Genomic DNA, 14,275 nt, shown 5'->3' on the forward strand with positions numbered 1-14,275 from the left:
TAAGATAAAATTAGACTGCTTTGACGGTTGAAATCACTGAAAGGATTGATATGGACGCAGAAAATAAAAAAGGAATTGGCCTTGCTGCTTTAGTTGCAATTATTGTTTCTGGAGCAATTGGTGGTGGGGTATTCAATCTCTCTAACGATTTAGCAACAAATGCATCACCTGGTGGTGTTATCATTTCATGGATCGTTATTGGTTTTGGTATTTTAATGTTGGTTTTATCACTAAATCATTTGGTGGTAAATAAACCTGAACTTTCAGGTGTATCAGATTATGCACGTGCTGGTTTTGGTAATATGGTTGGTTTCATCTCAGGTTGGGGTTATTGGTTATCTGCCTGGGCAGGTAACATTGCCTTTGCTGTTTTGATGATGACTTCCGTTGACTATTTCTTCCCCGGCGTATTTCAAGCTAAGAATGGTTCTTTGACCATTCTGTCAGTAATTGTTGTTTCAATTGTTTCGTGGGGATTGACCTTACTCGTTATGCGAGGTGTTGAAGGTGCTGCTGCTATTAATGCAATTGTCCTCGTTGCAAAATTGATTCCCTTGTTTGTTTTTGTAATTGCTGGAATAGTAACATTTAAAGCTGGAGTATTCAGCGCTCACTTCTGGCAAAATTTCGTTGCGAATACAAATGCTGATGGTGTCATCAAGAGTTTAACTTGGTCAAATATGACTGGCGGAGATTTATTCAGTCAAGTCAAAGGTTCACTTATGGTTATGATTTGGGTCTTTGTCGGTATTGAAGGTGCTGCTATGATGGGTGACCGTGCAAAACGTAAATCAGATGCCGGTAAAGCCTCAATTCTTGGTTTGATTGCCTTGTTAGTAATTTATATCTTGCTCTCATTATTACCATTTGGTTTTATGAGTCAACAAGAGTTAGCAAACACAGGACAACCTGGTTTAGTTCATATTTTGAACGCCATGGTTGGTGGTTGGGGTGGCTCACTAATGGCTATTGGTCTGGTGATTTCACTTCTTGGTGCTTGGTTATCATGGACAATGCTTCCAGTTGAGGCAACACAACAATTGTCAGAACAAAAATTACTTCCTAGTTGGTTTGGTAAACTTAATGACAAAGGTGCACCTAAAAACTCACTTTTGTTGACACAATTAATAGTTCAAATCTTCTTGATTGTTACTTATTTTGTAGCTGATGCTTACAATGTTTTTGTTTACCTTTGTACTGCTGTTATCATGATTTGTTACGCCTTAGTTGGTTTATACCTCTTTAAATTAGGGATTCAAGAAAAGAAAACAAGTAACATTATTATTGGTTTCATCGCAGCTGCTTTCCAAATTTTAGCATTGTACTATTCAGGTTGGCAATTTGTTTGGCTTTCATTAATTCTCTATGCTGTTGGTTTCATTCTTTATGCTTTGGGCAAAAAAGAATATGGCACTAAAATGTCCACAGCAGAATTAATTGCAACTTTTGTTTTAACAGTTTTAGGAATCCTTGCTGTTTTTGGAGTATATGGAAACTGGCTTGGCTTGCAAGATGCACTTGGAATTGATGGTAATACATTACTTGTTGCTGTTGTTCCACTGATTGTAGTGACATTTATTGTTTACTTTGTCGTTCGTAGCGATATTAACAAAAAAGAAATAAAAAATTAAGCGAAGGGGTACAGAAATGGTAAAACGTATTGTTGTAGCCCTTGGTGGGAATGCTATTCTGTCGAAAGACCCATCAGCGAAGGCTCAAAAAGAAGCACTTGAAGTTACAGCTGAACAATTGATGCCATTAATTAAAGATAATGACCGGCAAATGGTTGTGACTCATGGAAATGGACCACAGGTTGGAAACTTACTTTTACAACAACTAGGTTCAGATAGTGAAAAAAATCCAGCTATGCCATTGGATACAGTTGGAGCAATGACCCAGGGTGAGATTGGTTTTTGGACCGTTCAAGCATTTACAAGAGCAATGGCAAATAATGGCTTGGAGCGTTATCCAGTTATTTCAGCAGTGACTCAAACATTGGTTGATGAAAATGATCCAGCTTTTAAAAATGCTAGTAAACCAATTGGTCCTTTTTACACAGAAGAACAATTGCCAGAAATTAAGAAGCAATTTCCTGATTGGGAATTAATGGAAGACGCTGGTCGCGGATATCGCCGAGTAGTTCCAAGTCCTAAACCACTTGAAATTATTGAAGCCAAAGCTTTTGGACCAATCTTAGAATCTGGTAGTCTATTGATTGCTTCTGGCGGTGGTGGAATTCCTGTCATTAAAGATGGTAATGGTTATAAAGGTGTTGAAGCCGTAATTGATAAAGATTTCTCTGCAGCTAAACTGGCTGAGATGGTTGGAGCAGACGAGCTTTTGATTTTAACAAGCGGTGGTGACGTATATTTGAACTATGGGAAAGAAAACCAAGTTCATTTGGAAACAGTCAAAGTTTCTGAAATGCGCAAATATGTTGACGAAGAACGCTTTGCAAAAGGTTCAATGGGACCAAAAGTCGAAGCAGCTGTTAGTTTTGTTGAACGAACAGGTAAGACTGCTACAATTACTAGCCTTGACAATGTTGAAAATTTTGTCAAATCTGGTAGTGGAACAAGAATTGTTCCTTAAATAAGAAAAAAAATAGAGGAGAAATAATTTCATGGTAAGACGTATGGTCGTAGCCCTAGGTGGTAACGCTATTTTAACAGATGACCCAACAGCAAAAGCGCAAGAAAAAGCACTTGAAACAACAGCAGAACAATTAATTCCTCTTATTAGAAATAATGATGTGGAAATGGTTGTCACTCATGGTAACGGACCACAAGTCGGAAATCTTTTATTGCAACAATTAGCAGCGGATAGTTCTAAAAATCCAGCTATGCCAATTGATACAGCTGTTGCAATGACTCAAGGACAAATTGGTTTCTGGATGGGGCAAGCTTTTACGAGAGCTTTGATAAAAAATAATATGGAACGTGTTCCAGTCATCTCTGTAGTGACTCGTACAGTTGTTGATAAAGATGACCAAGCCTTTGAAAAACCTACTAAACCAATTGGTCCATTCTACGATGAAAAAGGATTGGCAGAAATGAAAGCTCAATACCCCGACTGGGTATTTGTTGAAGATTCTGGCCGCGGCTATCGAAGAGTAGTTCCAAGTCCTAAACCAACACGTATCGTTGAAGCCGAAGCGATTAAGCCACTAATCTCATCAAGTGTTTTGGTGACTGTATCTGGTGGTGGTGGAATTCCTGTCATTGAAACTAAGGATGGTTATGAAGGGGTTGAAGCTGTTATTGATAAAGACTTTTCAGCAGCGAAAGTAGCTGAACTTGTTGAAGCAGATAACCTTTTGATTTTGACTGCGGTAGATAATGTTTTTGTTAATTTCAATAAACCTAATCAGAAAAAACTAGAAACAGTAACAATGGCAGAAATGAAAGCTTATATTGAAGAAGGTCAATTTGCTGCAGGTTCAATGCTTCCGAAAGTCGAAGCAGCAATGGAATTTGTTGCTCGTACAGGTCGTCCTGCAACAATTACTTCTTTGGAAAATCTTGAAGACTTCCTCAATAATGATTCAGGAACAAAGATTATTCCTTAAAGATAAAAATGCTACATTTTTGATGTAGCATTTTTTTATAAATGTAGTCTAAAAATCGATAAACTTTCCGATATTTTATCAATAATTATTGTACAATTAACATGTAAACGATTTATATTGATAAAGTTACTGACAAGATGTAAGTATCGGCGATAAATATTAAGGTAAAATGATTACTAAATCTGTCAGTAAAAAAATAAAGAGAGGAAGACAAATTTAAATGATTTTTTTTAAAAAAATATTTAAATTTGCAAATAAAACTTATGGAACTTGTACAATTTGGTTGTGAAGACTGGCTCAATGTTTGGGAAAAATCTGCAACGATTGATATTGCTCAGTCAACCATTGATTCGTTATCTTTGGAAGAAGTTTTGGCCTTTGAAGAAGATAATGGCGAAGCTTTTATGTCACAGATGATGAAAGAAAAATTCAGTTATGGTTGGATTGAGGGTTCACCAGCCTTTAAATCAGAAGTGGCAAAACTTTATAAAAGAGTGCCAGAGGATAATATTTTATCTACAAATGGAGCTACCGGAGCAAATTTCCTTACAATTTTAGGATTAATTGGTCAAGGCGATCATGTGATTGCTCAATATCCTTCTTATCAACAACTGTATGATTGGCCTAAAACATTAGGTGCCCAAGTTGATTATTGGCATATTAAAGAAGAAAATAATTGGTTGCCACAAATTGAAGAATTACGTCGTTTAGTTAAAAGTAATACAAAACTCATTTGTTTAAACAATGCGGCCCAACCCACTGGAGCAATCATGAGTCCTAAATTTTTGTCAGAAGTGGTTGAAATTGCACGCAGTGTTGATGCTTATATTCTTTGTGATGAAGTTTATCTTCCACTAGATGAAGAAACGCCTTATTCACCTATTGCTGATTTATACGAAAAAGGAATATCAACTAACTCTATTTCTAAAACTTACTCTGTACCAGGAATTCGTGTGGGTTGGGTAGCCACTCAAGACCGTGACCTTTGTAATGAATTTAGAAAAATTCGGGATTATACCTTGATTTGTACCGGAGTATTTGATGACGCCGTAGCGGCTTTAGTATTGAAACATAAAGATAAAGTACTTGAACGAGCTCGTAAAATTGTCAAAGGTAATTTATCAATTTTGAAAGAATGGGTGGAAAATGAACCTTTAGTCTCAATGGTTTATCCCAATGCAGTCTCTGTAAGTTTTGTTAAATTTGAAGAACTTGATCCGACAAAAACTGAAGATTTTGCAATCCAACTTCTTCGTGAAAAAGGTGTCCTAATTATTCCTGGAAATCGTTTTGATTTACCAGGCTATGCTAGGATTGGGTATTGTACAGATGAAACAACCTTACGTCAAGGCCTTAAACTCTTATCTGAATTTTTGAGAGAATATCAGGTTTGATATATTCTTTATAAAATACATTTCTGTTTTACTAAAGTGTATAAAAAGTGTATAATAAAGAACTGATAGTATAATTATAATTGAAGAATATAAAATAGTCTCTATATTCAAGAGACTCTTTTATATTTATAAATGATATTATACAAATTTAATTATAGGAAATTTATGATTAAATAGTAGAAAGTGAGTAAATGGAAAACAAGAAAACAAAAGGGATTAGCCTTTTTGCACTATTAGCAATTATTATTTCTGGAGCAATTGGAGGTGGAGTCTTCAATCTTGCTAATGACCTCGCCAATGGTTCAACACCCGGTGGAGTCATGATTTCATGGCTCTTTATTGGTTTTGGGATTTTCATGCTTGTCTTGAGTTTTAATCGACTGATTACAATTAGACCCAAACTTTCGGGAGTCTCTGATTATGCTCGAGAAGGGTTTGGAGACTTTATCGGTTTTCTATCAGGATGGGGTTACTGGATTTCAGCTTGGACTGGAACAATTGGTTTTGCAGTTTTAATGATGACATCTGCTGACTATTTCTTCCCTGGCAAATTTGCTAATTCCAATGGTTCGTTGACTGTTTTATCAGTAATTATTGTTTCAATAATCTCATGGATATTAATGTTTCTAGTTGACCGAGGAGTAGAAACTGCCGCCCTTGTAAATGCGGTTGTTATGATTGCAAAGCTCATTCCTTTAGTTGTATTTTCAATCACAGGGATTATCCTATTTAAAGCTGATGTATTCACTCAACATTTTTGGCAAACTTTCACAAGCAATCTAGCTGCGGATGGGTCAGTCAAAAGCCTAGTTTGGCATGCGATGACTGCTGGTGGACTCCTTGATCAAATTAAAGGCTCGCTGATGGTCATGGTCTGGGTATTTGTCGGGATTGAAGGCGCAGCGATGATGGGAAATCGGGCAAAGAAAAAATCGGATACAGCTAAAGCGACAATTATTGGTCTAGCAGTTTTGCTTGTCATTTATGTCCTTTTATCATTACTTCCTTATGGTTATATGGACCAGGCAAGTTTGGCAAATGTTAAAGCACCAGGCTTAGTTTATATTCTTAACGAGATGGTCGGTGGCTGGGGCGGAAGTCTGATGGCAATTGGACTAATGATTTCCTTATTAGGAGCTTGGCTTTCGTGGACAATGTTACCAGTTGAGGCGACACAACAATTGGCAGAGCAAAAACTATTGCCAAGTTGGTTTGGTAAGCTGAATAAATATCATGCGCCAAGTAATTCTTTGCTTATTACTCAGCTGATGATTCAAATCTTTATTATCATTACATATTTTGTAGCCAATGCTTATAATGTCTTTATTTATATGGCAACAGCTGTAATTATGATTTGTTATGCTTTGGTTGGAGCTTATCTTCTTAAAATTGGGATTAAAGAAGGTTCAATTAAAAATATATTAATAGGATTTTTCACCTTTGCTTTTCAAGCTCTGGCCCTTTATCTTTCAGGTTGGCAATATGTTTGGTTGGCGATGATTCTTTATACGATTGGTTTCATTTTATTTATTAAAGCGAAAAAAGAAAGTCGACAAGCAATATCAGTCAAGGAATGGGCAGGAATGTTCATTGTGGCCTTACTAGGAGTTTTAGCAATTCTGGTCTTGATTTGTGGCGCAAAATCAGGAACAGCTTTAGATCTTCGGGGATTACTAGGCTACTAAACAAAATATAAAAATAAGTTGTCTTATATAAATTAATTTTATCGGTATTTTTCTAAAAGTGAATAAAGGAGAGAATTGATGAGAACTTTTTCAGAAGTTAAGGAATTATTAGCTGAGCTTGAAATTCCTTATAATATAGTAGAACATCCAGCAAGTCATTCAACTGAGGAGTCGGATAACTACATTAAAGATTATGAAGGTTGTCGTTCCAAAACTTTAATCTTAGCCAATAAAAAGTCTACCCAGTTCTATATGATAATTATGGATGATGCTAAACAGGTTGATATGAATCGCTTGGGAGAAATTATTGGAGTGAAGAGACTTCACTTTGTCTCGGAAGAACGACTAGAAGATATGCTTGGATTAAACTCCGGAATTGTTTCTCTTTTTGGACTTGTTGGTAAACATTATAATAATATGCATATTTATTTTGACCAACAAATGCTAGATGACTATCAAATTCAAACTTTTCATCCTAATGATAATACCAAAACTATTTTCTTTGCGATGGATGCTTGTTTTACAATTTTGAAGTCGCAGGGTTATGAATACCAAATTATTGATTTATAAATTAAAACTCTTACTTGTTAAGAGTTTTTTTGTAATCAATCTATTGAGTCTGAAAACTAATTCTTGTATAATAGCAATATGTTAACTTTCCCACTCATCAATGACACTTCGCGAAAAATCATTCATATTGATATGGATGCCTTTTTTGCTTCTGTTGAAGTGCGTGATAATCCGAGTTTGAAAGGTAAGCCGGTTGTTATTGCCAGAAATCCATTACAGACAGGTGGACGTGGCGTGGTTTCAACTTGTTCTTATGAAGCGCGTGCTTTTGGAATACATTCGGCAATGAGTGCTAAAGAAGCTTATGATCTTTGCCCACAAGCTATTTTTATTTCAGGAAACTATGAAAAATACACAAAAGTAAGTAAACAAGTTCGTGAAATCTTTAAACGTTATACCGATGATATTGAAGCAGCTTCAATTGATGAGGCCTATTTAGATGTAACAGAAAATAAAATCGGTGCTCAATCAGCAATTAAAATTGCTAAGTTGATTCAGCATGATATATTTGTTGAGTTAGGTTTAACCTGTTCTGCAGGAGTTTCTTATAATAAATTTTTAGCGAAAATTGCATCTGATTATGAAAAGCCCCATGGCTTAACCTTAATTATGCCAGAAGAAGCATTAGAATTTTTAGCAAAATTACCGGTGGAAAAATTTCATGGTGTTGGAAAAGCGACAGTTCCTAAATTGCACGCACTAGGTTTCTTTAATGGGGGAGATTTACAAAAAGCAGACCCAGTTGATTTAGCTGAAAGATTCGGAGTTTATGGTTGGGAGCTTTATCAAAAGGCCAATGGAATACATAACTCGAAAGTCAAAAATTACCGTGAGCGAAAGTCAGTTGGAAAAGAACGAACTTATGGTAAACTATTATATCTTCCGGATGATATTAAAGCAGAGTTGAGTAAAATTTCTGGCAAAGTTTCCGACTCATTAAAGAGTCATCAATTAAAAGGAAGTATTGTCATTTTAAAATTGAGATATTCTGATTTTACAACATTGACAAAAAGAAAATCTTTAGCAGAAAAGTTAGAAAGTCCAGAAGAAATTGCAGAAGTAGCACAAGAGATATTTGAAGAGCTTGAATATGATGAAAGTTTAGGAGTAAGGCTTTTAGGGGTTACGGTGACAGAATTTGGTGCCCAAAAAGCAACATTAGATATGCAATAGTTAGAAACGGGATGAAGGCAATTTCAACTCGTTTTTTTGTGATTAGATAATAAATGATACCAAGTGAACAAGCGATTTGAAGGAGCAGCATTTCGTTTAAGAAAGTTAGAGAAAATGAAGCGGTAAAAAACCATAAAAAATCACCGCTGCCAACTCTTAAATTGAATTTTTCAGCTAAGACGGCTAAAATAAGCCAAAAATAGAAAAGGGGAGAAAGAGGAAATATTAAAATAAAACTGAGTGCAAAAATAAACCAGATAACAAAAGGAAAACTGTGCTGACGATAATCAAAAGCAGATAAAATTAGTGAAAGAATAATCAGTAAAAATTGACTAGGTTTAAGATAATTTACCCAAGCTAAAACAAAAATTAAAGCTGATGAGAACTCCAAAAAAACATATAAATATGGAATTTTACTTTTACAATAACGGCAATGTGAGCCAGAGCTTATTTGAGAAAAAATAGGAATTAGATCACGATAGGCTAAAAGTTGCTGACAAGAATCACAGTGTGAGCGTCCAAAAATAATTGATTTTCTTAGTGGAATACGGTCAACTATTAAGCCAAAAAAGGAGCCAAAAATACTTCCAATTACAAATATAAATAAAATGTCCATACTAATCTATACGAAATAAATGAAGAATTGTAACTTTAAATATAGCGAAAAAAGAAAATAAGTAAATCATTTGAGAAAAAAATCTCATTGGTTTATAATATATTTATAGAAAAGTTAATATTAAGTTTCTTTATGACATTTAATATTTAAAAAATGGAGGTTAGTTATGTCAAATGAACACACACAAGAAGTTTTAAATCAAACAGTTGCTGATTTATCAAAAGCATCAGCACTTGTTCATCAAATCCACTGGTATTTGCGTGGTCCGGGTTTTCTTTACCTACACCCAAAAATGGATGAATTGAAAGATCAATTGGATGAACATTTGGACGAATTTGCAGAACGTCTAATCACTATTGGTGGTTCTCCAGTTTCAACTTTAGCAGAATTTGATAAAAATTCTAAAATTGAAATGACTCCCGCCATTTGGGGAAAATCTAATTCAGAACGTGTGAAAGAATTGATTGTTGCTTACAAATATTTGACTCAACTCTTCAAAGATGGCATTAAAATTGCTGGTGATGATGGTGATGATGTGACAGTTGACTTATATACGACTGCTCTTGGAGATATTGAAAAAACACTTTGGATGATTGAAGCTGAAGTAGGTTAATTACTTTATAAATAAAAAACTCTCTGTCAGTTAATGATAGAGAGTTTTTTATTTGAAATTTACTAATAAGACGATTAGTAATTAGATACCAGATTTAGTTTTACCATTCCAAGAATTCAAACCACTTTTAAGGATATAAACTTCAGGAATGCCAGCTTTTTTTAGTTTTTTAGCAACTTTTGCTCCGCCAACAGGACGACCATTTTCATAAATGAGTACAGGTTTATGTTTACTTAAGGCATTTAAACTTTGGTCAATTTGTCCAGCAGGAAGATTACGTGCACCAAGAATATGTTTAATACGAAAATCTTTTGCTTCACGAATATCAATTAATTGAGAAGTAGGCATTAAACGAGCAAACTCAGCTTCTTCAACAAGTTTAGCATTACGACGAAGATTCCAACGAGGATAGACAAACATTCCGATAATTACTAAAACAAGAATGATATCAATGATAATAATAACCAAAATTATTCTCCTTTAAATTTAAGAGCAAGACTTGCGGCACCGATAATTCCAGCGTCATTTCCAAGGACAGCAAGTTTGATTTTACTTGAGTTACGAACAGTTGAAAAGGCATATTTAGTGAAATATTTTTCAACTTTTTCACGTAAGAATTCTCCAGCAGCAGAAACACCACCACCGATGACGATTGAAGCAGGGTTCAAAGTAGAACCAAGGTTTGCACAAGCAAAACCAAGATAATAAGCAAATTTATCAACAACGGATAAGCTGAAGTGATCTCCTTCTTGAGCTGCAAAGAAGATGTCTTTAGAAGTCACTTCATCACCATTGTCAATAGCTGCTTTAATAGTAGAATCACCTTCGTATTCTTCAGCGAATTTACGAGCTAAACGAACGATACCTGTTGCAGAAGTTACTGTTTCCAAGCAACCGCGATTTCCACAAGTACATTCAAAACCATCAGGGTCAACACAAATGTGGCCAATTTCGCCACCAGCTCCGGCAACACCATGAACGAGCTCACCTGAAGCGATAATTCCGCCACCAACACCAGTTCCAAGAGTAATGAAAACAACATCAGGATTGTTTTCACCTGCCCCTACCCAACGTTCACCAAGAGCAGCAACATTAGCATCGTTATCCAAAATGAAAGGAAGACCAACACCTTCAGAGATTGGTTTACCTACTTCTTGAGTATCTGCCCAGTTTAAGTTAAAAGCAGCTTTTACGGTACTTTCAGAAATATTTACTGAACCTGGTGTTCCCATTCCAATTCCAAGAAATTCAGATTTGTCCAAGTTATAAAGGCTTAAACGGTGGTTGATTGATTCAATAATATCAGGAACGATATGTTTTCCATCTTCTAAAATATTTGTCGGGATAGACCATTTATCTTGAACCTCACCACCGAGTGTCAAAATTCCAAATTTAATTGAAGTTCCACCAAGGTCGATACCGATAATTTTACTTGCAGTCATGTTTTTTTCTCCAATCTGACAATAAAAAAAAGAATCATTTTTTATTGGTCGTAGATTTTTTCTTTTCAATTCTCTCTTCACGTGCTAAAATCAAGCGAGCAGTCAAATAGTCATGGTCGCTTTTTTGAAATATTCCTGATTCAAGCATTTTTCCTAATTCAATTTGCATAAAAGCAATCGCATCCAAACGATCTGGAAAAAGATTTATATATCCATATTTTTTCAGCATTTCTTGCACGTCATAGAGAGTTTTCATTACTACATTTTACCGTATTTGATAAAGGCTTTCAAGTCCAAGCTATATGTAAAAGAGAGAGAATAGTGCAGAATTTGCTTAGAAAATGGTATAATACAATATAATTTGAAAACGTAACTAAAAAGATATTTAATGGTAATGATGCTTTTGGAATAAGATTATAGTTAAAATTTACTTGTTGAGGGTAAAAAATGAATAGAATTTTGATTGATGCGGACTTTTATGCAGTAAATCGCTTGGAGCGATTTGTTCTTGAAAATGAAAAAGAACTTGGGATAAAAGACGAGATCGATGCAACAATGGTATTCTATAATCATCAGCATGTCTATAAATTTCTTCAAATTTACCTTAATGAAGTTAAGACTTGTTTTATAAAAATTGCACAAAAAGAAGAGTTCGAAATACTGAAAAAAATACAGAAGTTAGAAAGTAAGGCATTTTTTCTTATCTATACTGATAATCCTGACTTAAAAAAAGAATTATTGAACTTTACTACCTCTCCGTTATGGACTCAAATGACTGTGGCCAGTGACTCTGATACTGAAGTTAGAGAAATGATTAAGAAAGTGTTGCTCTACTGTTTTACAAATGAGCTAAATATTGTCGAAATCAGTGGTTATCCAATTTCGATAGATTCTCTTTTATATATTGAAGCGGACAAAACACATCGAAATTATCTTAGAGCCATCACAAAAGATAATGAATGTTTAGTTCGTGGTACGATTTCTGATGTAAAAAAGAAAATTCCCAATTTACTTGCACTTGGGCGCGGTTTACTCGTTGATACAAATAAAATTCGTCGAATTGAAGAAGACGGATTGACGCTATGTTTCAAACAAAGCTTGAAAAAAGTCAAAGCACCGGCCGTTTGCAAAAAAGAGTTAAAAGAACTCAAAAAACATTCAAAACGAATAAAATAATCACTCTTTTTTAGGGTGATTTTTGTTTTTACCTGATAAAAACTCAATTTCATCACAGAAAATGCGATTTCGTCACAAAAATGATGAAATTATGCAAAAAAAGATTGTAAGCAAAAATGAAAAGGTTTACAATCGAAATATAGAAATTTAACATCAACTTAAAAATGTTAAACAAACGAATTCGACCAGAGGCTTGTACACCCTCAAAGTGAGGAAAGGAGGTACTAAAAATTTTGTTGCAGTAGAATTTTAAAAAAGTTCTACAAAAGATTAGAAATCTTTAGAAAGGAAGTAGAAAAATGAAAACTAAAAAATTACTTGTTTCAACACTTATCCTTGCGACTCTCGGCGGAACATTCCTTCAAGTCAGTCCTGTATTCGCTGTTAATCGTTCAACTTATTCTCAAGGCTCAACAAATGACAAAAAGTATGGTATGGGAGCTTATGCCAATCAACAAGCTTATGCCTGGTTAAATACTCGCTGGGGAGAAAGAGTGATTTTCTTCCATGGTAATAATACAGTTCAAACCAAACATTGGTGAGTGAAATGAAAAAAATAAAGTATATTTTTTTGACTGTGACCATTGCACTAGTCACAGTCTTTTATATTATCAACATACAAGGAAAAGATCAGCAAATCATTTCAGAAAGATTGCCAAAGGCTGTTCTTATTGCAAATAATGAGAATCAAAACCCAGAAACCATTCCTAGCCCTCAAGAAGTCGTCAAAGAAATAGACGATTATGCAAGAAAACATAATGTCTTTATCGTTATGGATATTGTCACACCTGCCGGCTCTGAAGACTTCAAGCCAACTTATATAACTTTTGGGACAGGGAAACTTGCAAGTAATATGATTTTATTTCCAAAAGCGAATCGGGCAAACAATGACTTATTGGGTATGGGTGCAACTTACAATATTCTAAAAGGGCATGGAAGTGCTGAGGAATTAAGTCAATATTTAAATCAAAAATTTCATGTAACGGCATCTTATTTTCCCACTATGTCACTTATTGGGGAGTACTATAATATCTATGGTAATCCACAGGCTGTAACCTTATTGATAAGTATCTTTCTGGCTTTTGTCGGTTTAGCTATTTTTGTAAGAATTTCAGAGTTACGAAAATCAGGAATAGAACTTTTGTCTGGGAAGACATTGTTGAATACTGTATTTTCAGATAGTATTCGTGATATAAAGTTTATCTCAATTTTGACGATGATTGCTATGATAGGGACTTCTAGTTACTTGCTCATAAATGGTCTAAGCAACTTGTCACTTCACATTTTTGCTTTATTTTCTATCTTCTTTTCTTCTCTGATATTTGTGCTATTGTCATGCTTAGTAAGTGCAATAATCATGATTATCCTCTCTCGGAGTCAGCTTAATTCACTTATCAAAGGGAAACTACCGACAATAGCGTTGATGGTTCTTGTGGTTTTGATGCAATTTGCTGTGAGTCTTGTCCTTGTCACAAGTCTATCAGGAATTCACTATAATCAAATTGAATTAAAAAAACAGGAAGCCGACTTAGATAAATGGAAGCAGCAAAAAGAGTATTATACTTTTCCCTATGCCTCCATTAATTTGCAAGTGAGTAATCAAGAAGCAAAAGCATGGTGGAACTTTTATAATATTGAAGTAACGAAAGATGATGCGATATTCGTTAGACATGACCTATTTGCTGGACCAGAAGAAAGTAGCCAAGATCAACTTTTCGTTACACCAAGTTATCTGAAAGCACAACATATCAAGACTAAAGAAGACTTTTCTAATCTTAAACTTGGAGAATACGCTCTTTTGATACCGAAAAATCAAATGAAAAACCGTCAAAAACTTATCACTAAATATAATAAATCATTGACGGAAACCACACAAAACGGTAAAAAAGAGACTAAGATGAAGGCAAAATACGTTGAAGAAGTACTAAATGGTGAAAAACGTTTTATTTACAATGTGGCTTATGAGAAAATGACAACGCAACAAGAAATATCTGACCCAATTATTATTGTATAACACCGCAATCATCAGGAAAAGAAA

General features: G+C 34.7%; 15 protein-coding genes. 11 read left to right on the top strand and 4 right to left on the bottom strand.

What is annotated here, in order from left to right; genetic code table 11:
* Window positions 1-50 precede the first annotated feature (50 nt).
* From IAE52_RS06660 to dinB, 7 genes are all read left to right on the top strand, one after another.
* A complete protein-coding gene (locus tag IAE52_RS06660) occupies window positions 51-1,631 on the top strand; it encodes a basic amino acid/polyamine antiporter (RefSeq protein ID WP_032944292.1) in 1,581 nt (526 codons plus the stop codon).
* 16 nt (window positions 1,632-1,647) lie between these two features.
* Window positions 1,648-2,592, top strand: coding sequence for a carbamate kinase (gene arcC, locus IAE52_RS06665; RefSeq protein WP_038602274.1), 945 nt, complete (start codon window positions 1,648-1,650; stop codon window positions 2,590-2,592).
* A 31-nt stretch (window positions 2,593-2,623) separates the two neighbouring features.
* Window positions 2,624-3,568: a carbamate kinase gene (arcC, locus tag IAE52_RS06670; protein WP_033900766.1), complete on the top strand. Its 945-nt coding sequence runs from the start codon at window positions 2,624-2,626 to the stop codon at window positions 3,566-3,568.
* A gap of 263 nt (window positions 3,569-3,831) precedes the next feature.
* Window positions 3,832-4,962, top strand: a complete 1,131-nt coding sequence (locus tag IAE52_RS06675) for an aminotransferase (RefSeq protein ID WP_014570781.1) — start codon at window positions 3,832-3,834, stop codon at window positions 4,960-4,962.
* A 191-nt stretch (window positions 4,963-5,153) separates the two neighbouring features.
* Window positions 5,154-6,647: a basic amino acid/polyamine antiporter gene (locus IAE52_RS06680; protein WP_015427125.1), complete on the top strand. Its 1,494-nt coding sequence runs from the start codon at window positions 5,154-5,156 to the stop codon at window positions 6,645-6,647.
* A gap of 78 nt (window positions 6,648-6,725) precedes the next feature.
* A complete protein-coding gene (locus tag IAE52_RS06685; protein ID WP_010906273.1) occupies window positions 6,726-7,217 on the top strand; it encodes a prolyl-tRNA synthetase associated domain-containing protein in 492 nt (163 codons plus the stop codon).
* Window positions 7,218-7,295: 78 nt separating this feature from the next.
* Complete coding sequence (gene dinB / locus IAE52_RS06690) at window positions 7,296-8,390, top strand: DNA polymerase IV (RefSeq protein ID WP_023164600.1); 1,095 nt, start codon at window positions 7,296-7,298, stop codon at window positions 8,388-8,390.
* Here dinB and IAE52_RS06695 read toward each other — a convergent pair.
* Window positions 8,341-9,006, bottom strand: coding sequence for an A24 family peptidase (locus IAE52_RS06695; protein WP_033900770.1), 666 nt, complete (start codon window positions 9,004-9,006; stop codon window positions 8,341-8,343). The two genes, dinB and IAE52_RS06695, sit on opposite strands and share 50 nt — an antisense overlap.
* Before the next feature lie 166 nt (window positions 9,007-9,172).
* On the opposite strand from IAE52_RS06695, the gene IAE52_RS06700 reads away from it, so the two are divergent.
* Window positions 9,173-9,619, top strand: coding sequence for a DNA starvation/stationary phase protection protein (locus IAE52_RS06700; RefSeq protein ID WP_033900772.1), 447 nt, complete (start codon window positions 9,173-9,175; stop codon window positions 9,617-9,619).
* A gap of 81 nt (window positions 9,620-9,700) precedes the next feature.
* Here the strand turns inward: IAE52_RS06700 and IAE52_RS06705 are convergent, their stop codons facing one another.
* Genes IAE52_RS06705 through IAE52_RS06715 form a run of 3 tightly spaced genes read right to left on the bottom strand, consistent with a single transcriptional unit; the run spans window position 9,701 to window position 11,317 of the window.
* Complete coding sequence (locus IAE52_RS06705) at window positions 9,701-10,087, bottom strand: rhodanese-like domain-containing protein (protein ID WP_004254540.1); 387 nt, start codon at window positions 10,085-10,087, stop codon at window positions 9,701-9,703.
* A 2-nt stretch (window positions 10,088-10,089) separates the two neighbouring features.
* Window positions 10,090-11,061, bottom strand: a complete 972-nt coding sequence (locus IAE52_RS06710; RefSeq protein ID WP_200136739.1) for an ROK family glucokinase — start codon at window positions 11,059-11,061, stop codon at window positions 10,090-10,092.
* A gap of 34 nt (window positions 11,062-11,095) precedes the next feature.
* Complete coding sequence (locus IAE52_RS06715; RefSeq protein WP_010906270.1) at window positions 11,096-11,317, bottom strand: YqgQ family protein; 222 nt, start codon at window positions 11,315-11,317, stop codon at window positions 11,096-11,098.
* 191 nt (window positions 11,318-11,508) lie between these two features.
* Between IAE52_RS06715 and IAE52_RS06720 the strand changes: the two genes are divergently transcribed.
* The 3 genes from IAE52_RS06720 (at window position 11,509) to IAE52_RS06730 (ending at window position 14,251) form a co-directional block, all read left to right on the top strand.
* On the top strand, window positions 11,509-12,237 hold the full coding sequence (locus IAE52_RS06720; protein WP_033900776.1) for a LytTR family transcriptional regulator DNA-binding domain-containing protein: 729 nt from the start codon (window positions 11,509-11,511) through the stop codon (window positions 12,235-12,237).
* A 299-nt stretch (window positions 12,238-12,536) separates the two neighbouring features.
* Window positions 12,537-12,779: a lactococcin 972 family bacteriocin gene (locus tag IAE52_RS06725; RefSeq protein WP_033900778.1), complete on the top strand. Its 243-nt coding sequence runs from the start codon at window positions 12,537-12,539 to the stop codon at window positions 12,777-12,779.
* A gap of 5 nt (window positions 12,780-12,784) precedes the next feature.
* A complete protein-coding gene (locus IAE52_RS06730; RefSeq protein WP_233610964.1) occupies window positions 12,785-14,251 on the top strand; it encodes a bacteriocin-associated integral membrane family protein in 1,467 nt (488 codons plus the stop codon).
* Window positions 14,252-14,275 lie beyond the last annotated feature (24 nt).

The sequence above is a fragment of the Lactococcus sp. S47 genome, from assembly GCF_016517475.1.
GTDB classification, from domain to species: domain Bacteria; phylum Bacillota; class Bacilli; order Lactobacillales; family Streptococcaceae; genus Lactococcus; species Lactococcus lactis.